Source organism: Aquibacillus kalidii, from assembly GCF_014280935.1.
Lineage (GTDB): Bacteria > Bacillota > Bacilli > Bacillales > Amphibacillaceae > Aquibacillus_D > Aquibacillus_D kalidii.
This window is the reverse complement of the sequence record NZ_JACLZI010000062.1, coordinates 42,091-61,772: the sequence shown is the minus strand read 5'-3', so window position 1 is coordinate 61,772 and position 19,682 is coordinate 42,091. Positions and strand designations below refer to the sequence as shown.

Sequence of the window (19,682 nt, the reverse complement as noted above, 5' to 3'; positions counted from 1 at the left end):
GTGAAAGTTGTACTTAAAAGTAACGGAGCAGTTTAGTCGAAGTTTAAAAACCACAATGTTGACTTCCTTCGCTTCCAGTGATAAACTCATTTTAATTAAAGATATTAAGAGTCTTTAATATCGGTATTTGGGGGGTTCTATGAGATATTCAAACGCGACAAACTACGCCTTGCATACGATGGTTCATTTAATGCTGCAGCCAGAGGACAGCGCGGTGGGAGTGCAGGAATTAGCCGAAATGCAGCATCTTTCCCCGACTTACCTTTCTAAGATATTAACCAAACTTGCGAAAGCAGGTTTGATTGAGTCGACGCCTGGTGCGAAAGGGGGCTATAAAATCTCCAGAAAAAAACATGAAATATCCTTTTTAGATGTTATTCATGCGACTGAAGGAGATACTAGCTTATTCGACTGCTCCATTCATCATGAAGGTTGTCTGATTGAGAACGTAATGAGGCAGGCAGAGGAAAATATGAAAGCTGAACTGAAATCAAAGCTTTTAATCAATATTGCTAAAGAGGCAGAAGCCAAACAGAAATAACAAAAAAGGAAAAAATGAAAGGAGTGGACTAGATGATACTAGACTGCGCTGTGATTGGCGGAGGGCCAGCTGGTCTTAATGCTGCATTAGTTCTTGGAAGATCAAGACGTAAAACTATCCTGTTCGATGACAACAAACCGAGAAATGCAGTTGTTTCAGAATCTCATGGGTTTATCACAAGGGACGGTATTGATCCTCAGGAATTCAAAAGAGTCGCCCATGAAGAATTAGGCAAGTACCCAGACGTAAGGATCGAAAAGCAACGGGTGCATCGTATTAATAAAGAAAATACCTCGTTCCAGATGGAGACACAAAATGGGGAAGTATATAGCGCAAAAAAAATCATTCTCGCAACTGGCTTTAAGGAAGTGCTTCCTGATATCCCACGGGTGAAAGAGTTCTATGGCAAGAGTCTATTCAGCTGTCCTTTCTGTGATGGCTGGGAATTAAGAGATCGGCCGCTTGCAGTGATTGCAAATGATCAAAGAGCGCTTCATATGGCGAAAATGGTATCCAATTGGACGAACGATTTAATTATTTTTACCAATGGTAATAAGATAGTTTCGTTGGAAGAACAAGAATTGCTCAAAGGCTACGGAATCAGTTTAAATGAAAAGAAGATCACCACTTTTATTGGAGAAGACGGGATGCTGAAAAAAATTCAGCTTGAAGATAGTACGACAGTGCACCGTGAAGGAGGGTTTATAACTGCGGATTGGAAACAGGCTGCTTCTTTTAGCTCTACACTTAAATATACATTAAACGAGTATGGAGGAATTGAAACCGACAGCTGGCAACGCACGAATACGGAAGGTGTATTTGCTTGTGGAGATACGCGAATTGCCGGTCTCTCTCAATTAATTATTGCGGCAGCAGAGGGCTCTATGGCTGCCATGTCAGTGAACGCAGAACTTATAGAACAGAAATTTAACCAGGATAAACAGCACCCTTAAAAAAGGAGGATATATATGCATCACCTTAATGGCAAGCACAGTAAAGGAAAAGTATCGTACTTGGAAAGTCCCGAACGAAGAAAAGAATTCTCCCCGGAACAGCTGCTAAATATGATTCCTTTAAAGGAAACGGACAGCTTGTTGGACTTTGGCGCAGGTACCGGTTATTTTTCCATCCCTGCGGCGAAAAGAATCAAAGGCAATGTTTACTCGCTGGATATTGATCCTTCCATGCTAGAAATAATAAATGAGAAAGCCTTGAAGGAACAGCTCACGAATATTGTCCCGGTTCAGGGAAGTATGGAGGAGGCACTTCCTTTACCTGATGGCTCTATCGATATGATAATTGCTTCTCTGGTACTACATGAAATACAGCCCCTGGCACCGCTGTTAGATCAAATGAAAAATGTATTAAAAAAAGATGGCTATTTAATCTGTCTTGAACTACAACCAAAAGGAAGTTCCGAGAAAGCACCGAGAATTACATTGGAAGGAATGGAGCAGAAAATGAAAGATGCCGGATTTCAGATAACAGAGAAATTTTTCCCGGCGAAAGCTCTATACATTCTCGTTGTGCAGAAGACAGATTGAGGTATAAAGGATTAAATCTCTGTATAATTAAAGACATTAAGTGTCTCTAAAGTATATAATTGATAATAAGCAGAACGCGTGTTTATGTTTGAAAAGCATTACTAACAAGGTGAAGTAAATGCAGATATAGTTCAACGATACTAGCAACTAAGTAAAATTCATTAAAACGATCACTCTTTTAGGGTGATCGTTTTGTCGTATATACCTAAATACTGTGGAGCAACAATCTATGAATTTTTGGGAAAATAACTGACTTTTTTCTATTTTCTGGTAAAATTTTATTACGGAAACTTATGATAATGTGAAGTATTGATATTAAACTAAGGTTAGCAATAGAATTATTTCACGCCATAAATAAAAATATATTGTATGTTTAAAGCAGGAAAGGATTATAAGCTTGCTATGGCGATGGGATTGTCTTTACAGCATTAACACTTTGTGCAGAATACAGTCTTGTATCGGATTGGGTAAAAAAAGAAGATTGGTCTGCATTATGGGAAGTACCTAATTATGAAAGGGTAATATGGTTTTTGACAATTGTTTCTATCCTACTAAATAGCTCCCAAACTTTTAGAACGAAAAGGTAAGAAATAGGAATTATGCAATGCAATCAGAAAAAGTTAAATAAAGAGAGTGCTTGATAGTTAGTATCTTTAGGTCTATTTTTCATAAGGCAAGTATTAGGTGGGGTGTTCTTAAGTGAAATATTTTCGCATTCTTGACGTATCAAAAGACAAGATAGGAAGGTATTTAAAGGTAGAAATAGAGCTAGGGGATGGCAGTGGAATTATTCGTTGGGGACTGGATCAGTACACATATTCAAAGCTAAAAGAGGCGGTTTCTACTCGGTACTTTGACAGTCTTGCTGCGGATTATCGATATGAACTTGCACCTTATTACAGTAGCGTAAAGAAAACACCAAACAGTTCTACAACTTACCTTTGCCATGTCAGATGTGTACAGGGGAAACGAGCTACTTCAATTTCGGTTTCATGCTCAGAAAAATTTGCTGGTAATATGGAATGGTTTCAGAATGAGGTTTCTACAATAGCTGATATAAAACATTTAGAATGGCATAACTTTTAAGTGGATAGAATTATTTTGCAAAAAAATTAGTTTAATAATATGGAAACTAGTAGCCTACTAAATTCAGGAAGGATTCGTATATAGTGTACACTAGGAGAAATTCAAAACGAAAGATAGGTAAGAGTTTCATAGCAATTATGATCATAAATGTTAATACGAAAAGGGATATATGGGGAGGTTGCTTAACAGGGACAACCTCCCCTATTACTATGCTTTTTCCTTCTTCTACATCTTGCTTGTTACTAGAAACTGGGACAAGGGACCTGTCCCCACTGTCCCTACTGTTTTTTGATTTTCCAGATTCCGGTGGCATATTCTTGGATGGTTCTGTCGCTTGAGAATTTGCCGGAGTGGGCGATGTTGACCAAGCTTTTGGATAGCCATTTGTCGTGATTTCGATAGGCTAGGTCAACAAACTGTTGGGTTTCCACGTAGCTATCGAAATCCTTTAAGATAAAATAGGGATCATTGTTAGAAAGTAGATGGTAGTAGATGCTTGAAAAGTTAACGTCTTTTCCGAAAAACTTGTCTGCCTTTAACTGATCTAATATTTGCCCAATCCGCTCGTCATTTTGATAAATATCATTTGCCTCATACTCACCAGTTTGATAGTAATCGTACACTTCTTCGGAACGAAGCCCAAACATGAAAATGTTAGGATCCCCGACTAATTGCTTGATTTCAATGTTGGCACCGTCCAATGTTCCAATCGTAATCGCACCATTCATCATCATTTTCATATTGCCAGTGCCAGATGCTTCTTTCCCAGCAGTAGAGATTTGTTCGCTAAGATCGGCCGCAGGAACAATTTTTTCGGCCAAGCTTACGTTATAATTTTCTAGGAAAACAACCTTTATTTTTCCCCTTATGCTGTGGTCGTTGTTCACAATCGAGGCGACCGTATTAATTAGCTTAATCACTTCTTTGGCAAAATAATAACTAGGAGCTGCTTTTGCACCAAAAATAAACGTTCTTGGTGTAATCGCTAGCTGTGGATTTTCCTTTAATTCATTATACAAATAAATGACATGAAAAATGTTCAGCAGCTGCCGTTTGTACTCGTGTAACCGTTTGATTTGGACATCAAAAATACTATGTTCATCGACGACAATGCCAGTTGTTTGATGAATATAGCTTGCCAGGTCTTGTTTGTTTTGCTGCTTGATTTGGCCGAGCTCCTCAAGGAAGGAGCGATCCTTAATATAACGAAGTAAGTGGGTTAGTTCTCTTGGACGTGAAATCCACTTCGAACCGATTGTTTCTGAAATGAGATTAGTCAGTCTTGGGTTTGTCATCAGTAACCAGCGGCGGTGTGTGATACCATTCGTTTTGTTATTAAAGCGAGTAGGATATAGGCTATAAAAGTTTTTCATTTCCTGTTTTTTAATGATATCTGTATGTAGCTTAGCTACGCCATTGACACTAAAGCTTCCGACGATAGACAGTCGGGCCATGTGCACTTGCCCGTCCGCAATAATTGCCATTTGTGGGATTTGGTCACGTAAAGGAGGGTGATCAAACCAGATTCCCTGACAAAAGCGTTCATTGATCTCCTCGATAATCATATATAGCCGTGGCACGATTGGTTGGATCATCGAGATTGGCCATGTTTCTAATGCTTCACTTAATATGGTGTGATTTGTATAGGCGAATACATTTGTTGTAATCTGCCAAGCCTCCTCCCATTCCAATCCTTCTTCATCCATTAAGATCCGCATCAGTTCAGGTATGGCTAGGCTAGGATGGGTATCATTAATTTGAATGACTACTTTTTTTGGGAAATCAGCGAGAGACATTCGCACATTCTTTTTATAATCATTCACAATCTTGCTTAGACTAGCGGCAACGAGAAAATACTGCTGCTTGATACGCAGTTGTTTGCCTTGTTCAGTCGAGTCATCTGGATAAAGGTTGTTAGAAATTTGCTTAATCGTATGGTCATGATCTAACTGATGATAATAGTCAGCTTCACTCGTTGTTGAATCCTCATCAGCACCAACTGGCTCGGCACTCCAGAGACGTAGTGTATTGACTACTTTGTTTTGGTAGCCGACAACTGGCACATCATAAGGAACGGCTAAGAGTCTATCTGTATGTTGATACTTAAATTCTAGGGAACCGTCCTGACAAGGTATCATCTGGACATTCCCGCCGAATTGGATTTCAACTGCTTCATCAGGCTTTCTCGTCTCCCATGGATAAGGGTCCTTTAGCCAATAGTCTGGTAACTCGGTTTGGTAGCCATTTATAAATCGTTGCTCAAACATTCCGTTCTGGTAGCGGATGCCGTGTCCATGACCAGGGTAGCTCAAGGAGGCTAATGAATCTAGAAAACATGCAGCAAGTCTGCCTAATCCACCATTTCCGAGTCCTGGATCATTCTCCTGGTTGTAGACAACTGATGGGTCAAAGCCTAGCTTTTTCAGTGCCTCATTACACGTATCAAGTGCACCGGCATTTAGTAAGTTACTTTCCAATAGACGTCCAATCAGAAATTCCATCGATAAGTAATACACTTGCTTCGGCCTTTTTTTATCGTATCCATTCGTGGTGTGCTCCCAGTCCTTGTTCACTTTCTCGTTAACAAATCGACATACGACTTGAAAGATTTCCTGATTGGTTGCATCGCGTACCTGCTTCCCGTACATGTCATCAGTATAGCTCGTAATTAAACGTACCAATTTTCCAACCGTCCAAATTTTCAAAGTATAATAGCCTCCTCTATACACATTACGGCGTTTTTTAGCCAGTAATCGTGTCTTAAGCATCGTGAACAGACGCTAGTAAGCTGTCATAAAGCGCTTGGTAGCTTTGAGCAGAAGTTTTCCAGCTAAAGTCACACTTATTCAAATTATCATGTAGCTTTTTCCAATGCTCTTGGTCGTGATAAATGCGAAGGGAATAAGTTAAAACATGAAGCAGGTCGTGCGCATTATAATTCGTAAAGCTAAAGCCATTTCCTTCCGACGTAAGCTCGTTATAGGGGGTGATCGTATCCTTTAACCCACCAGTTTCGCGAACGATCGGCACCGATTTGTATTGCAGGGCAATGAGCTGCGATAAACCACATGGCTCAAACAAGGAAGGCATCAGTAGGAAATCACTTGCCGCATAAAGGTGTCTGGCAATGCCCTCGTCAAAGGCTAAATAGGCGACAAATTTTTGCTTATTCCTTTGTTGGGCGTGATAGAAATAATTTTCAAATTCATAATCTCCAGTACCCAATACGACGACCTGGACATCATGCTGCAAAAATTCATCCAATATAGCTTGAAGGAGATGGAGTCCTTTTTGGTCCACTAAGCGACTAATTAAAACATACAGTGGGATTTCGCCATCGATTGGAAGTCCTAACTTTTCCTGGAGAAGCTGTTTATTTTCTGATTTATCCTCCCTACAATCGCTGTAGTTTTTCGGAATATAAGGATCTTTAGTTGGGTTGAATTGTTCCACATCAATCCCGTTTAAAATGCCACTTAGATCGGATTGCCGTTCCTTTAACAGGCTATACAGTCCTTCCCCGTAATAGGGTGTTTGAATTTCTTCTGCATAAGTAGGGCTAACCGTCGTTATTTTATCTGCATGAAATAGGCCGCTTTTCATGCAATTCAACAGTCCATTCCACTCGATACCAGGTATATGTTCACGCGGGATGCTAAATAACTCATCGAACGTATCGATTGGCAAAATCCCTTGATATTTAATGTTGTGAATCGTAAACACCGTCTTCAGCTCGTCAATTGGCTGCAAAATTTTAGCGAAGGACAAAGCAAGACCAGCCTGCCAATCGTGGCCGTGCAGTACGTCAGGTTGAAAGTCAAGGACAGACAAGGCATCGACAACAGCTCGGCAAAAGAAGACGAATCGCTCCCCGTCGTCGTAATAGCCATAAATTCCTTTTCGGGCAAAATAATAGTCATTGCCAATAAAGTAGTAGGGGATATCGTCATGTGTATAGTGATAAATAACGGCCTCTTGCTTACGCCAACCAACAGAAACTTGGATCGTTGCGACTTGTTCCATGTTGTCAAAATAATTGGTGATAATGTCTTCATATAGAGGGAGGATGACCCTTATATCTGTTTCTTGATTTTTCAGAGCCTGTGGTAGAGAACCGATTACATCGGCTAACCCACCTGTTTTGACAAAAGGACTGCACTCTGATGCGACAAATAAGATTTTTTTCTCCATGACATGCACCTCATATTGTTTTTCTTTTCGCAATCACAAAAGGCTTTTCCTTGGCGCCTTTCAGTGCCTGATTCTCGGTTATGTGAACATCCTTATCGAGGATGACATTTTCTAAATGAACGCCTTGCTCAATGGTGCAACGCTGCATAATGATCGAATTTTTAACAACTGCTCCATCACGTACTTCCACACCACGAAACAAAATACTGTTCTCTACTGTACCGTCGATGACGCATCCTGTGGCGATTAGCGATTGGTTGACCTTGGATGTTCCACGATATTTCGTAGGGGGCTGGTTGCCGATTTTCGTTAACACGGGAGCTCCTTCTGAAAACAATTGCTTGTATGACTCGGTTTCTAGGAGGGCCATGTTTTGCCTGTAATAGCTTTCAACCGAATTAATAATCGCACTGTAGCCATCATAGTGATAGGCATTAACCTTTAAATGATCTAGGTTTGCTTTTACCCCGTCGGAAAAGAAATGGGTTTTATAATTCGCGATACAATCCTGGACCAGCTCTAATAGCAACGACTTGCGCATCACGTAAACATTCGTAAAAACGTGTCTGTTTTTCGTATCATTGGAAAGGCAGGTAACCCAATTGTTTTCGTCAACCCTTACTTTTACACAGGCATGGTGCTCTGGTAATAAATCATAGGTTGTTGTAAGTAGCGTCACGTCTGCGCCTGTTTCGATGTGATAGTCGAACAGATCCTGGTAAACGGTGTTTGAAACAAATTGACTTCCGCTAATCAGCACATAATCTGATTTTCCACGTTCAAAGTAGTCGAGATTGTTATGGAAATGTCGTAAATCTCCCTTGGAAATATCGGTTGGATCGTTCCAATCAGGTGGTAAAATAAACAAGCCACCGTGGCGTCTGTCTAAGTCCCAATCTGCACCGGAGCCAAGATGATCCATTAAAGAACGATATTTGTTGCCTGTAAAAATAGCTACTTCCTGAATGTTTGATTTAGCCATGTTCGATAGTGTGAAATCAATTAGCCGAAATCTTCCTGCAAGCGGCACTGCAGCACCACAGCGAAAATAGGTAAGTTCATTTAGAAAATCATGCTCATTATTTAAATTAATTAACCCCATCATTGTCTTCATCTATGCACCCTCGCTTTTTATTTTCTAGTAATCTATTGGATGCCTTCTACTCGGATCCCCGTCATGACGAGGTAGCTTGTTCGAAAAAGTCAGGAGAAATGACGATAGGTTCCTCATCCGCCTGGGCGATATACGTTGTGTTATCCGGAATAACGACGTTTTCTTGGACAATAACACGTTCTAAATGGACATGTGCACCAATTCGAACACCTGGATGGATAATCGATTGCTTAACGTAAGAGTTTTCTGCAACATGGACATCCTCAAACAAAATAGATCGGTCTAGCTTACCGCCAACAATACAGCCGTTATTGATAAGGGACTGATGGACGTCAGCATTTGCCTCAATCAACTGTGGGGCAAAATTAGAATCATGGGAATAGGTGCGCCATTCATTGTTGTGCAAGAAAAGCTCTAGGTCTTCTTCTAATAAATCCATGTGTGCTTCCCAATAGCTCTCAACTGTTCCAACATCCTTCCAATAGCCTTTGAATGGATAGGCATATAGCTTGTGGCCATCGTGTAATAAGGCTGGTAAAATATTTTTTCCAAAGTCATGATCCGAATCTGTAGAATTCCGATCCATCTCGAGATATTCCTTTAACAGCTTCCAGTTAAAAATATAGATTCCCATCGATGCTAGATTGCTTTTGGCATTTGTTGGCTTTTCCTCAAATTCATAGATTTTCATATCATCGGTTGTATTGAGAATCCCAAAGCGTGACGTTTCTTTCCATGGCACCTCTAATACAGAGATCGTCACATCGGCGTTGTTTTGCTTGTGCTGTGCGAGCATTTTTTCATAATCCATGTGGTAAATATGATCACCAGATAGGACGAGCACATAGTCAGGGTCGTAGCTTTCGATGAATGCTTGGTTTTTTGTGAGCGCATCTGCTGTACCTAAGTACCAGTTACCACCGTTAAATCCGGTAAAAGGGGACAACACGGTAAGGCCATCATTCATCCGGTCTAGGTCCCATGGCTTTCCGACGCCAACGTGCTTGTTTAGTACGAGTGGGGAATATTGGGTGACGACTCCGACTGTGAACATACGTGAGTTAAGGCAATTGCTTAACGGAAAGTCAATGATTCGATACCTTCCGCCAAATGGAACAGCCGGCTTGGCAAGATTTTTGGTCAGCTTTCCCAATCTTGTTCCGGCACCACCAGCTAATAGCATGGTTACGCACTCTTTTTTCATAGCAGGTCCTCCTTGGGTAACAGTTTGAAAAAACAAATTGCCAGTGGCGGTACATTTATGTTGATATGGTCGCTTTGTTCGTGCCACGGTTCTGGGATACTAATGAGCTTGTTCGTGTTGATTTGATTTGAGCCACCATAGCTTGAACAGTCTGAATTAAAGATTTCCTCGTATGTGCCTGGATCGGTTACGCCGACTTTGTAATCCTCATATACAGAGGGAGTGAAGTTACAAACAATAAGTAGGTCCTCAGAAGGTTGTTTGCTTTTTCGTTTAAAAGCAAGGATGCTCTGTTCATTGTTGTTCGGGTCAATCCATTCCAATCCAGCTGGTTCATGATCTAGTCTGTAGAGAGAAGGTTGGTTGCGGTAAAAATGATTCAATGCTTTCACATAATCAAACAGCTGGCCATGCAGGGGGTAGTCAAATAATAGCCAGTCTAATTCATACTCGTCACGCCATTCAATATATTGCCCAAACTCACCTCCCATGAAGAGGAGCTTTTTACCTGGGTGGGCGATCATGTAGCCAAATAAGAGTCTGAGGTTAGCGAATTGCTGCCATTGATCACCGGGCATTTTATTTAATAACGATTTTTTACCATGGACGACTTCATCGTGTGACAAGGGTAAAACAAAATTTTCGCTATAGGTGTACATGAACGAGAAGGTGAGTAAGTTGTGATGCCACTTGCGATAAACCGGGTCATACTTCATGTAGGTGAGCATGTCATTCATCCAGCCCATATCCCATTTGAAGTTAAAGCCGAGTCCGCCTAAATAGGTTGGTTTGCTGACGCCGGGCATATCAGAGCTATCCTCCGCCATCATGAGCGCACCAGGGAAGAACTGAAAGACAACTTCATTTAGCTTTTTGATAAATGCCAGTGCTTCTAAGTTTTCGGTTCCGCCGTAGCCATTTTTCAGTGGTTCCTCGTCGTCAGGGCGATCAAAATTCAAATCGAGCATACTCGCAACAGCATCTATCCGAAGGCCATCAATATGATATTCCTCGAGCCAATATATCGCATTGGAGATCAGAAAGCTCTGCACCTCTGGTCTACCATAGTCAAAGGTAAGTGTGCCCCATGACTTTTTTTCTGCTTTTCTAGGATCTGCGTATTCATAGAGTGGTTCCCCGTCAAATTGCCTTAAGCCTTGCTCATCCTTACAAAAATGACCAGGCACCCAGTCCATGATTACGCCAATGTCGTTTTGATGACACGCATCTACGAAATACTTAAATTCATCCGGTTTCCCATAGCGACTCGTAACGGCATAGTAGCCAGTAATTTGGTAGCCCCAGGACAAATCAAACGGATGCTCTGCAAGTGGTAGTAGCTCGATATAGGTGTAGCCTAACTCCTTCACATAAGGAATAAGGATATCCGCCATTTCTACATACGTGTAATAGGTGCCATCTGCTTTTGTTTTCCATGATCCGAAATGAAGCTCATAAATAAGGATGGGCTGTTCATAGACAGAAATCTGTTTCTTTCGTGATTCCCATTTTCCATCGCCCCACATATACTTAGCAGAAGATGGCGTAAGTGTTGCGGTTCTCGGCCTTAGCTCTGCTTGATAACCATATGGATCTGCTTTTAACAGCACTTGCCCGTTAGCGGCGGTAATCCTATATTTGTAGGGGATACCTGCTTTTATCTCGGTAAAAAACCCCGCCCATAAACCAGTACTACTAACCTTTTCTAACTGGTGTTCTTCACCTTTCCAATCATTAAAATCGCCTACTAGTACTACCTTTGATGCATGTGGTGCCCAAACAACAAAACGCAATCCTTTCTGCTTGTTATGTGTTGTTTCGTGACAGCCAAGTAGATGGTGACTGAAATAATTCGTTCCTTGGTGAAATAAGTAAATCGCTTGATCTGAAATGGGAATTCGCATCAAAAGCTTCCTTCCTTGTTCATAATATAGTTGTGTATAGGCGTATGAATAACTTTGTAGTTGTAAGAAATGAAAAAAATAGGAATGAGGAGTCTAAGAAGAGAATTGTTTTGATAGTATATTATATTAACGAAAGTGAGATACATGATTGTTTTCCTGAGAAGGTTTGTGGAAATACGGTAAGATTTTTTTACAGCAAAAATAAAAGGTGAGATGGTTCAGTATATGTAAGGTATCGGATCGAATATGTGGGTAAAGAATGTGTTTTTTTTGTAAAAATACGAGGGGGTTAGCCCGTGGGAATGACAATTGCCTGGCTGGATGAAAAGGATAGGCTGACGGTTGATTTATCGGAAGTTAGTGGATGGAACGATTGTGAACCAAAGGTGTTAATCGAAGAAGCAAGCTTAGCTATCGACTCAGTTGATGTTAATGATGATAGGATGGCACAGATTACGTTAACGAAGCCGATGGAGCTTGGGAAGGATGCAACACTGATTTGGGAGGATCATGTTTTTCCAATTTACCCAAGAAAGGTTGTTCGTACTGCCTGGTTTGATGACGTATATGACGCTAGCGAGGAGCAGCTAGGATTCCACTACACGAAAAGCCAGACATCATTTCACGTCTGGGCACCAACAGCAGTCGAAGTAAAACTATTATTAAACAACACCACACACCCTATGAGTCGAAAGTCCTGTGGTGCCTGGCACTTAACGGTCGCAGGTGATTGGCATGGGGCGTTGTATGCGTATATTGTTACGGTTAATGGGAAGGAGCAGCTTGTAAATGATCCCTATGCAATAGCGATGACAGCCAACAGTGGTTCTAGTGTTGTGTTGGATCTTACTAGCACGGACCCTGATCAATTTCGAGAGCTTTTCTATCCAAGTATCCCTGCAGAAGAAGCAGTCATCTACGAGTTGCATGTTCGCGATGCCACGGTTGCGGAAAGTAGTGGAGTAAAGCATAAAGGGAAATTTTTAGGTTTAACAGAAAAAAACACATGTACACAGGCAGGCTTATCAACCGGACTTTCTTATATTGCTTCGTTAGGTTGTACGCATGTCCAGCTTTTGCCGATTCAGGACTATGCACGTGTTGATGAGGAGAACCCTAAGGATGGCTATAATTGGGGCTATGATCCATTGTACTATTTTGTGCCAGAGGGTAGTTATGCGACGGATGCGACGATACCTTCTGTTCGGGTGAAGGAATGTAAGCAAATGATTCATGCTATTCATCAGCAAGGCTTGGCTGTCATTATCGATGTTGTGTTTAACCATGTGTTTGACCAAGCAGAATCTGCATTGGAAAAACTAGTACCTGGTTATTACTTCCGATATCATTCGGATGGCCAATTGAGTAATGGGAGTGGGACTGGAAATGACCTTGCTACAGAACGAAAAATGGTGCGGAAGTTGATCTTGGACTGTGTTAATTACTGGATCGAGGAGTATCAGGTGGACGGGTTTCGCTTTGATTTGATGGGATTAATCGATGTGAAGACGATGCAGATGGTTCGCGAGCATTGCCTAGAGGTAGATAGGCCGATTCTTTTACTAGGAGAAGGCTGGGAGCTTGATACGCAATTAGCTGCAGAGCAGATGGCTAGTTTGGCACAAGCGGATCAATTACTTGGGATCAGCTTTTTCAATGATCAGTTTCGGGATGTTGTGAAGGGGAGTCAGTTTGACGCAGTTGATACGGGCTTTGTAAATGGGCACGGCAAGCATCACAATCGTATGGACCAATTAGTGTCGGGATGTTGCCAGTCACGCTTTAATTTTGCAATGTTTCTAGATCCGAAACAATCGGTTAATTATGTGGAATGTCATGATAATCATACGCTATGGGACAGGTTACTGTTATCGAATCCTGAGCTTGATGATCATGCTCGGATACGAATGCATCAGCTTGCAACTGGATTGGTCATTCTTAGTCAGGGCATTCCGTTTTTGCATGCGGGGCAGGAGTTTTATAGAACGAAGCAGGGGGATGAAAATAGCTATCTATCTGGAGATGCTATTAACCAATTAGATTGGGAGCGTCGGGCGTTTCACGATGACAACGTGGACTGGGTTCGTTCCCTTATTGCTTTACGGAAAAAATATTATTTGTTTCGAATGAAAACTGTTAGGGAGATTGATGATCATTTGCACATGATTGTAGCACCTGACCCCGTATTGGGCTTTATGCTTATGGGGGTGGAGGAGGATATTGTTGTCTTTGTTAACCCGACAGACCAGGATCGGCTAGTCGAAATGCCTGCTACTGGAAGATGGCAAAAATGTTTAAGTAACTTGAGTAAAGCTAGCAGGATCGTTAGCTGCCAAATTGATTTATCTACTAAACTAGGAGCTTATGAATTGGCGGTTTGGGTGAAGCGTAGAGGATAGTTGGTAGTGGGTAATTGGTTACTTTCATGGACTGTGTTTGCTTGGGTAATGATAGAGTTGAGAGTGAATGGTTGCGGTATTGTGCTGCTGCTGCTTCGAATATCTGCACTAATCGAGGGGAATCGTTGCGGTATTGTGCGCAGCAGCGAAATATCTGCACTAATATAGAGCATTCGTTGTGAAATGATATTTACTGTGTAGTGTATATAGTTTTGCCAAAAGTATTAATGATTACAAAAAGGCCTAAATTAATAAGACCATCGTTTCAGTGTGTACAGAAGTGATTTTAGGAATTCTATTAATCATGGGAAGCGGTGGTTACTGAGTAAAGAGGTATATACGAGAGTCAGATAATGTAACTTGTACTTATAACCTTTAAAAAAATTCAAAAAGGTATTGAAACCGCTTACTATTTATTGTATTATAAATGTACGTACTAGTTAAATAGAAAAGGGTGGAACACATCATGAAGCAATATATCTTCTTACTAAATAATGTAACCGATACCAAAGAGGTGAAAATCGAAGCAGACGGAATGCTAGATGCACTATCGCAAGCGAAAGAGCTTGTCAAAAAGGTTATGAAAGAAACATCAGAAAAGATAGACATTAAGTTTAAAGGTACTGTCTATCTTAGCTAAAGGATGGAGGAGGCGAGGGAATAGTTATCCCCTCCAACGTATATATGAAAATTATAAGAATTCCCTTAATGGGAATGGTTTACAATTAATCTAGTTCCAGTATTTATATAAGGGAACTAGATTTTTTGCGTGTACAGGTCTTCTGATATTAGGTGCAAGTAAAGAGCCTATATGAATATATTAGGTTGTGGTTTGGGCTGCTGTAATGGGATTTAGGAGATATTAAACAAACGTTTGATTAAGTGGTCTTGCCTAGATAAAGTGTGCCAGTCGATCACGGACTCTATTACACACAATAATATTTGTTAGAGCTTAGGGAGGTAATACCTTTTCTGAAAAAGCAGAATGTTTGTTAAAAAGGGAAGCAACAGAACCGTCCCCATGCTTACAAAAGTAAATATTTTGTACGTGCATTCGTGACTTTTTTTCCTATATAATAAAAGAAATTAAGTTTAATATATTATCTCCTCACTTGTGGATTGATAGGGAATTAGTGATGGGGACTTTATGTTTTTTTTATAATATAGTGGTACTGTTTTAAAAAAATAGGTAAACAGTACTGGTAGGAGAGAGAATAACGTGAAAAAGAAGAAATTCATCATTGTATTATCCATCGTAGTTGTCCTTTTGGTTGTTGCTTACGGGGCTGTTGGGAATTATTTTTATAATTTTGCATTAAATGCACAGGAAGAAAAAGATTTCTTAGAGGGAAATGAACACTTACAAGAAAGCGAAGCCGTGGTGGCTAGCGTTGCTGAAGCCGAAGACTGGGCAGATGAAGAGTTTGCGAAAGAAAATGAACCATCAGATCTTACGATTGTATCTCAGGATGACTTGGAGTTAGCGCTGCATGCAGATGTTTATGAAAATGACGAAGCTAATCATAAATGGGCGATTGTCACACATGGATATAGTGGTCGTGCTTCACATATGACAAGATGGGTTCGTAATTTTCATGATAAAGGATATAATGTGCTAGCGCCTGACCTTCGTGGACATGGCGAGAGTGAAGGAAATTACATTGGAATGGGCTGGCATGACCGCCTTGATATGCTGCAATGGATTGATGAAATTATCCAAAAAGACTCTGAAGCAGAAATTGTATTGTTAGGCGTATCTATGGGTGGAGCTACCGTTATGATGACCTCTGGGGAAGAGCTACCGTCTAATGTGAAGGTGATTGTAGAGGATTGCGGATACTCTACGGTTAGCGGTGTATTTACTTATCAGCTGAAGGATTTGTTTAATTTACCAGAGTTTCCTGTCATAAATGCAGCTGATACAGTTGCTAAAATGCGTGCAGGATATGGTTTGTATGAGGCTTCGGCAGTTGAACAAGTTGCCAAGAGTAAAACACCAATGCTATTTATTCATGGAGATCAAGATTCCTTCGTGCCTTATGAAATGCTAGATGAGGTTTATGAGGCAGCACAAGTAGAAAAAGAAAAGCTTGTGATTGAAGGGGCTGGCCATGGCGAAGCAGTAACCGTAAACCCTGCCTTGTACTGGAACACTGTATGGGGATTTGTGGACAAATATATGTGATGTTAAAAAGCGGAGGGACAGTTCCTGAGGGGTTCCGTTACCTATCGCAAACAATAAATACGAGGGCTAAAATGACTAATGAATTGTAGGACAATTTATTAGTCATTTTTTTTAAAATTATTGCGTGATTAGCAATACATTCTCGATGTAAGGTACCTATTAAACGTTTAACTTCCATTATTTACAAAGTGTTGCGACATTTATGTTAGAATAAATATTAGTGATTATTCAGCTTGGAGGGGTTTTTTGAATATCGATTTTGACAGGTTGGTTTCATTTTTTATTATGTGGGGAATCCCTATTTTTATGATAACTAGAACCTATTTGAAGATGAATGTGGATGATAGGGAATCTGCAAAAAGAGATTTTAAGACACCTCGTTTTATTTTCACAATGGGGTTTCCGATTGTTGGTATCTTTATAGCTCAGATTGGTAGTTTTCTTAGAACAGATGTAGTGAATACGGTTGGAATTATAATACTTGCAGTCGGTGGTACTGTATCAGTAGTTGATATGTGGAGAAAGAACAAACTGAAGAGTATATTAATTTCCCTTCTAATTATGTTTGCAATCTATTTCTTGCATGGTTAAAGAAACGTAAAGTTTTTATTATCTTGCTTGTGTCACTATCGGGTGCTTATCTTTAATGAGGTATAATTGAAAAAGAAGCATGGGGACAGTTCTCCTGCTTCTTTTAGTAAAGTGGGAGCAAAAGAACCGTCCCCAAGTTGAACTATCGCACTATCGCACCCGATGCAGATATAGTGGAAATGCGGTAAATCTTTCTCTTTTAGCGAGTTAATAGTTCTTCTTTTGAAACAATACGCCATTCATTTGCTACTAGTTTGTCTATATAGTCATTGATACTAATTTCCTCTAATTCCATTGCAAGTGGCTGCAGAGATACATAGCATTCATTTGTCTCATAATTTATAGTAACTTTTACAACCTCATAGCCATTATGAAATCTTGAGTCAAATCCGGGATCATCAATAATGTCTCCTTTAACAGGGCGAATCGTTGATTCAAATGTTTTCATTACCATTTCAATACTATTATTTTCTTTTTGTTCATGTGAAGATGTTAGAGAAATGAGCATTTTGATTTTCATTACTTTGTCTCCTTTAAATTCATGAATTTGTTAGTTATAGTTTAACATTTTTTCTCGGTTATTGTTCAACTTTTCTTCCCTTTACTTTAATAAAAAAAGGTGCTTAATCCTTCTTGAAGATAAGCACCCGATAGCGTAAGTGAAACACTACACATATTGTGAACTACTCTTTTTTTAGATAGCTGTAAAGGATACAATTAAATAAAAAATTTAAAAAAGCATCGCAACGAGCATAATTAAAATACTTTGTGTAATGAAAAGGACTTTTAACATCTTTTTTTGTTTACTAGTTGCGTATTCTTTCGCAAAAGATAGATGAAATGGGATGAAAAATAAAGAAAAGCAAAAACCAACGCCCAAACAAATAGAAACAAACGATATAAATCTTGGTATATCGGTTTCAAAAAAATACTCAGATAATCCGTATAACGGCAATCCATACCAAAATCCGAATGTAAGAATCAATAGCACAAATGTAATTAAAATTAAAAATACATTTTTCTTCATTGATTGAAAATATATCTGCATTGTTTTCACCTCTAAACTACTAACATTACTATCCAACTTTAGGTTATTATAAGTTCTTACTTTATTATATAAAGCTGCCTAAATAGTGGACCGGTTCTAAAGATAAGCATCCTTTACTTTAAGTACAATAGTTCACAAATTAATCTATCTCAAGATGAAAAACATTATTGTGTTAATAATTACAATAGTTACAACTAAACCTAATAAAAACCTTTTAACAGTAAATTTCATACTGCCATTTTTGGTTCCTCTAAGCAACAAAATTATTATTATTAATATGATTAATGAAATTTGTATTTGCACTTCTTCACCTCGGTTCCTCTGTTTAGCTAATGCCCCCCGTTTGTTCAATAAGAAAAACATCTTATTCTTGACTTGATTTCCTAAATCCATAAAAGGCACGAAAACCGAGTGCTTCATAAAATGAACGAGATGAACTATTTGCAAGTAATTCAAGCCTTGTACTCGGGTATAGATTATGTACATAGCAAAGAAGTTCTTTTCCTAATCCTAATCCCCTATGATTTTTGGCAATTAGCAATTCACAAATGAATAGGCTTATTCGGCTATCAGTAAAGCCTCTTATATAGCCAATTACATCATCACTCTCTGTTTCAATAACATACGCTACATTTGAATTTTTCCATGCTTCCTTTGTATTTAAGTGTTTTCAACTAAATTAGTCCATTTTTCTTCTTTATTTAAATCTTGTACTTTGTCAAAGTCTTTTTCCTCATATGGTCTAAAAAGTGCCTGTTTGTTATCTTTTAAATCTATTACCATAATAAAACTCCTCCTTAAAAACTATTACATATAATCTTTTCTTATTTAATAATTCTGCCCGATAGTGGAACAAGCACAACATCGTTAAAATGCATAAATGATTAGTATATATACATTTTACGTGACCATCCATAAAAAGGGGAGTCCTTAACTGGAAAAAAGTGTTTCATTTCATCAAGCAAAAACTGTGCAAAATCTCTCTCAGCGGTCACAAACGGAAGCTTAGTATAATAAAAAGAATAACAAACAGAATGCTTGGATAAATAAAATCCAAGCATTCTATTTGTTATTCATAATTATTTATGGTGTTGTGTTCATCACGGTATCGGAGTTTCTTAATCCTAGATTCAGTATTTATTTCTTAGGAAGAGAATGGTTCCACTATAAGTAATAAGGACCAGGGCTAGTAGACAAGTTAATGCAAAGGTGTATTGTATTCCGTTTAATACGTTAACAGCATTTATGAGGAAGATTATATTGTAGCCGAGCAAGAAGGAGACAAGTCCATGCATCCCTGCTCTTCCTAGTATTTTATCACCTCTTTCATCATTCCCTTCTTGTTTCATAAAACGAATGACAAAACCAAACGTAACAATTCCTAACAAAGAAATAAACATACCTATCAAGTTGAGCATAGTAGTACCTCCATTTCATAATTTATATTGAAAAACTTCTTGGATCTCTCTGCCAAAAGCAGAAGCGATTTCAAACGCTAAAATTAACGAAGGATTGTATCGATTAGCCTCAATGGATGCAATAGTTTGCCTAGTAACTCCCACTTTATTAGCCAATTCTTGTTGTGACCACTTCTTTTCAGCTCTAAGAACAGGAATGTTGTTGAATAATTCGCCATTTTTATTCATTTGTTCACCATCCATTCCTTAATGACTATGTTTTAATTGTAACTTATTTTTAACTAAATGCAATATATTTTTAACTAAATGTAATTTATTTTTAACGACATGTCAACACTTGAAGCAGGGAGACGGTTCTTTTTTGTAAGCAAAAGAACCGTCCCCTTGCACCTCTAATACCACATTTGGGATACTTATGTTAGATTTAATTGGAAGTAACTATTGGATGGGAGAGTCC

Annotated in this window: 19 protein-coding genes and 1 pseudogene; 9 read left to right on the top strand and 11 right to left on the bottom strand. The window is 39.3% G+C overall.

Annotated features, from left to right (window positions below; all coding sequences use genetic code 11):
* Positions 1-139 precede the first annotated feature (139 nt).
* The 5 genes and pseudogenes from H7K77_RS19055 (at position 140) to H7K77_RS19040 (ending at position 3,171) form a co-directional block, all read left to right on the top strand.
* Complete coding sequence (locus tag H7K77_RS19055) at positions 140-541, top strand: RrF2 family transcriptional regulator (RefSeq protein WP_186580287.1); 402 nt, start codon at positions 140-142, stop codon at positions 539-541.
* 32 nt (positions 542-573) lie between these two features.
* Positions 574-1,494 (top strand): NAD(P)/FAD-dependent oxidoreductase, encoded by a 921-nt coding sequence (locus H7K77_RS19050; RefSeq protein WP_186580285.1) that lies wholly within the window; start codon positions 574-576, stop codon positions 1,492-1,494.
* Between the two features lie 15 nt (positions 1,495-1,509).
* Positions 1,510-2,085 (top strand): class I SAM-dependent methyltransferase, encoded by a 576-nt coding sequence (locus H7K77_RS19045; RefSeq protein WP_186580283.1) that lies wholly within the window; start codon positions 1,510-1,512, stop codon positions 2,083-2,085.
* A 369-nt stretch (positions 2,086-2,454) separates the two neighbouring features.
* Positions 2,455-2,679: pseudogene (locus tag H7K77_RS21405) on the top strand (hypothetical protein).
* Positions 2,680-2,784: 105 nt separating this feature from the next.
* Positions 2,785-3,171 carry a hypothetical protein gene (locus H7K77_RS19040; protein WP_186580281.1) on the top strand — a complete coding sequence of 129 codons (387 nt, stop codon included), beginning with the start codon at positions 2,785-2,787 and terminating at the stop codon, positions 3,169-3,171.
* A 278-nt stretch (positions 3,172-3,449) separates the two neighbouring features.
* Here the strand turns inward: H7K77_RS19040 and H7K77_RS19035 are convergent, their stop codons facing one another.
* The 5 genes from H7K77_RS19035 to glgB form a co-directional block, all read right to left on the bottom strand.
* Complete coding sequence (locus H7K77_RS19035; protein ID WP_328701168.1) at positions 3,450-5,876, bottom strand: glycogen/starch/alpha-glucan phosphorylase; 2,427 nt, start codon at positions 5,874-5,876, stop codon at positions 3,450-3,452.
* Between the two features lie 55 nt (positions 5,877-5,931).
* The gene (gene glgA, locus H7K77_RS19030; protein ID WP_186580277.1) at positions 5,932-7,362 is read right to left on the bottom strand and encodes a glycogen synthase GlgA; all 1,431 of its coding nucleotides are present in this window, start codon (positions 7,360-7,362) and stop codon (positions 5,932-5,934) included.
* 10 nt (positions 7,363-7,372) lie between these two features.
* Positions 7,373-8,476: a glucose-1-phosphate adenylyltransferase subunit GlgD gene (gene glgD / locus H7K77_RS19025; protein WP_186580275.1), complete on the bottom strand. Its 1,104-nt coding sequence runs from the start codon at positions 8,474-8,476 to the stop codon at positions 7,373-7,375.
* Positions 8,477-8,537: 61 nt separating this feature from the next.
* Complete coding sequence (locus H7K77_RS19020) at positions 8,538-9,680, bottom strand: glucose-1-phosphate adenylyltransferase (protein ID WP_186580273.1); 1,143 nt, start codon at positions 9,678-9,680, stop codon at positions 8,538-8,540.
* Entirely contained in the window at positions 9,677-11,584 is a 1,908-nt protein-coding gene (gene glgB, locus H7K77_RS19015; protein ID WP_186580489.1) for a 1,4-alpha-glucan branching protein GlgB, read from the bottom strand. Before glgB ends, H7K77_RS19020 begins: the two co-directional genes overlap by 4 nt.
* A 302-nt stretch (positions 11,585-11,886) precedes the next feature.
* Between glgB and pulA the strand changes: the two genes are divergently transcribed.
* From pulA to H7K77_RS18995, 4 genes are all read left to right on the top strand, one after another.
* A complete protein-coding gene (gene pulA, locus H7K77_RS19010; RefSeq protein WP_235989016.1) occupies positions 11,887-13,983 on the top strand; it encodes a type I pullulanase in 2,097 nt (698 codons plus the stop codon).
* A 466-nt stretch (positions 13,984-14,449) separates the two neighbouring features.
* Entirely contained in the window at positions 14,450-14,623 is a 174-nt protein-coding gene (locus tag H7K77_RS19005) for a hypothetical protein (protein ID WP_186580269.1), read from the top strand.
* A 579-nt stretch (positions 14,624-15,202) separates the two neighbouring features.
* Complete coding sequence (locus H7K77_RS19000; protein WP_186580268.1) at positions 15,203-16,168, top strand: alpha/beta hydrolase; 966 nt, start codon at positions 15,203-15,205, stop codon at positions 16,166-16,168.
* A 246-nt stretch (positions 16,169-16,414) separates the two neighbouring features.
* On the top strand, positions 16,415-16,759 hold the full coding sequence (locus H7K77_RS18995) for a hypothetical protein (RefSeq protein ID WP_186580266.1): 345 nt from the start codon (positions 16,415-16,417) through the stop codon (positions 16,757-16,759).
* A gap of 199 nt (positions 16,760-16,958) precedes the next feature.
* On the opposite strand, the gene H7K77_RS18990 is transcribed toward H7K77_RS18995, so the two are convergent.
* From H7K77_RS18990 to H7K77_RS18970, 6 genes are all read right to left on the bottom strand, one after another.
* Complete coding sequence (locus H7K77_RS18990) at positions 16,959-17,279, bottom strand: hypothetical protein (RefSeq protein ID WP_186580264.1); 321 nt, start codon at positions 17,277-17,279, stop codon at positions 16,959-16,961.
* A gap of 210 nt (positions 17,280-17,489) precedes the next feature.
* Complete coding sequence (locus H7K77_RS18985) at positions 17,490-17,807, bottom strand: hypothetical protein (RefSeq protein ID WP_186580262.1); 318 nt, start codon at positions 17,805-17,807, stop codon at positions 17,490-17,492.
* Between the two features lie 364 nt (positions 17,808-18,171).
* On the bottom strand, positions 18,172-18,402 hold the full coding sequence (locus tag H7K77_RS21780) for a GNAT family N-acetyltransferase (protein WP_328701170.1): 231 nt from the start codon (positions 18,400-18,402) through the stop codon (positions 18,172-18,174).
* 65 nt (positions 18,403-18,467) lie between these two features.
* Complete coding sequence (locus tag H7K77_RS21775; RefSeq protein ID WP_328701167.1) at positions 18,468-18,590, bottom strand: hypothetical protein; 123 nt, start codon at positions 18,588-18,590, stop codon at positions 18,468-18,470.
* 347 nt (positions 18,591-18,937) lie between these two features.
* The gene (locus tag H7K77_RS18975; protein WP_186580260.1) at positions 18,938-19,225 is read right to left on the bottom strand and encodes a DUF2178 domain-containing protein; all 288 of its coding nucleotides are present in this window, start codon (positions 19,223-19,225) and stop codon (positions 18,938-18,940) included.
* Positions 19,226-19,240: 15 nt separating this feature from the next.
* Positions 19,241-19,453, bottom strand: coding sequence for a helix-turn-helix transcriptional regulator (locus H7K77_RS18970; protein ID WP_186580258.1), 213 nt, complete (start codon positions 19,451-19,453; stop codon positions 19,241-19,243).
* Positions 19,454-19,682 lie beyond the last annotated feature (229 nt).

Coding starts and splice junctions, on each gene's coding strand:
- glgA (WP_186580277.1), bottom strand. CDS start 7,362: ATGGAGAAAAAAATCTTATTTGTCGCATCAGAGTGCAGTCCTTTTGTC.
- H7K77_RS21775 (WP_328701167.1), bottom strand. CDS start 18,590: ATGGTAATAGATTTAAAAGATAACAAACAGGCACTTTTTAGACCATAT.
- glgB (WP_186580489.1), bottom strand. CDS start 11,584: ATGCGAATTCCCATTTCAGATCAAGCGATTTACTTATTTCACCAAGGA.
- pulA (WP_235989016.1), top strand. CDS start 11,887: ATGACAATTGCCTGGCTGGATGAAAAGGATAGGCTGACGGTTGATTTA.
- H7K77_RS18970 (WP_186580258.1), bottom strand. CDS start 19,453: ATGAATAAAAATGGCGAATTATTCAACAACATTCCTGTTCTTAGAGCT.
- H7K77_RS18990 (WP_186580264.1), bottom strand. CDS start 17,279: ATGAAAATCAAAATGCTCATTTCTCTAACATCTTCACATGAACAAAAA.
- H7K77_RS19005 (WP_186580269.1), top strand. CDS start 14,450: ATGAAGCAATATATCTTCTTACTAAATAATGTAACCGATACCAAAGAG.
- H7K77_RS18985 (WP_186580262.1), bottom strand. CDS start 17,807: ATGCAGATATATTTTCAATCAATGAAGAAAAATGTATTTTTAATTTTA.
- H7K77_RS19020 (WP_186580273.1), bottom strand. CDS start 9,680: ATGAAAAAAGAGTGCGTAACCATGCTATTAGCTGGTGGTGCCGGAACA.
- H7K77_RS19045 (WP_186580283.1), top strand. CDS start 1,510: ATGCATCACCTTAATGGCAAGCACAGTAAAGGAAAAGTATCGTACTTG.
- H7K77_RS19050 (WP_186580285.1), top strand. CDS start 574: ATGATACTAGACTGCGCTGTGATTGGCGGAGGGCCAGCTGGTCTTAAT.
- H7K77_RS19055 (WP_186580287.1), top strand. CDS start 140: ATGAGATATTCAAACGCGACAAACTACGCCTTGCATACGATGGTTCAT.
- H7K77_RS18975 (WP_186580260.1), bottom strand. CDS start 19,225: ATGCTCAACTTGATAGGTATGTTTATTTCTTTGTTAGGAATTGTTACG.
- glgD (WP_186580275.1), bottom strand. CDS start 8,476: ATGAAGACAATGATGGGGTTAATTAATTTAAATAATGAGCATGATTTT.